We start from the raw sequence: 1,017 nt of genomic DNA, 5'->3' as shown, positions 1-1,017 counted from the left end.
GGTGCGGTGAGAGTCGCACGCCGGGTTCGGCGGGCGGGTCCGGGAAACGGACCTGGAGCAATCCAGGCACCGCGCCCGGACTCGACCCAACACCTACGGCACGATGTCCCTGCACCGCCGCCTGGTACGCGACTACGAACACCACCCGGCCAGCTCCGAATCACGGGTGTACTGGGCGATGACCGATGTGATGACCCGCCGGCTGACCGGCACCTCCGCCCCTACCTGGCGCGACACGTGAGCAGGCACCCCGATCCCGGAACCTGGCTGCTGGAACGGATCGACGCCCGCGAGAAGGCGCTGACCGGACAGGCCGAGCAGATGCGTGCCCAGATCGACGAACTAGCCGCCCGCCTGCGTGACCTCGACCAGGACATCGAGCACCTGAAGATCACCCGCAAGACCCTGCTCGCCCTCGCCGAGGAGCCCGACCCAGCGCCCCCGCCGCAACCGACTCCCGGACTCCCCGACCACCCCGCCTACCAGCAGATCCTCACCATCCTGGCGGACACCGGACAACCCATGCGCGCTCGCGACCTCTGCCTGGCCCTAGACCTGCCCCTGGCGCGAAAGAACGTCGAGAACACCCGAGCCAAGCTCAAACGCCTGGTCAACCTCGGCATCCTCACCGAGACCGAGCCAGGATTGTTCACTCAACCACGCCCGTAACCCCGAGCTCCCCGCATCGACCTGCCATCTCATGCAGCGCAAGCGATCAAAGGGACATCAACTCGCGAACCGCCCTCTGAAAGCCTGCACGCCCTGGCCGACCCCCGGCTGACCGGGATGAGCCGACAAGAGCTGAACGAGCTGACTGCGTCTTTGGCCCCGGATCAGGCGGCCCTGGCCGAGCAGCGCAACTTCGAAATCCGCGGTGGCCCACGCCAACAGGCCAAGGCCAACCACGGACGCCCACTGCTCACCGACGCCGACAAGGTCCTGATCGCCATCGTCTATCTCCGCCAGATCTGCTCCCAGCGCGTCCTGTCGGAGATGCTCGAGATCAGCCAGCCCTCG

At 67.3% G+C, this 1,017-nt stretch carries 2 protein-coding genes and 1 pseudogene; all 3 read left to right on the top strand.

Translation table 11 applies throughout. The features are described from left to right. Nucleotides 1–103 precede the first annotated feature (103 nt). Nucleotides 104–241 (top strand): hypothetical protein, encoded by a 138-nt coding sequence (locus AB0K28_RS51755; RefSeq protein ID WP_364386097.1) that lies wholly within the window; start codon nucleotides 104–106, stop codon nucleotides 239–241. After that, nucleotides 238–669: a hypothetical protein gene (locus AB0K28_RS51750; RefSeq protein ID WP_364386094.1), complete on the top strand. Its 432-nt coding sequence runs from the start codon at nucleotides 238–240 to the stop codon at nucleotides 667–669. Before AB0K28_RS51755 ends, AB0K28_RS51750 begins: the two co-directional genes overlap by 4 nt. Before the next feature lie 117 nt (nucleotides 670–786). Further along, a pseudogene (locus AB0K28_RS51745) lies at nucleotides 787–1,017 on the top strand (ISAzo13 family transposase); the annotation flags it as partial.

This window comes from Nonomuraea sp. NPDC049504 (assembly GCF_040676845.1).
Taxonomy (GTDB): Bacteria; Actinomycetota; Actinomycetes; order Streptosporangiales; family Streptosporangiaceae; genus Nonomuraea; species Nonomuraea salmonea.
This window is presented reverse-complemented; position numbering and strand designations above follow the sequence as displayed.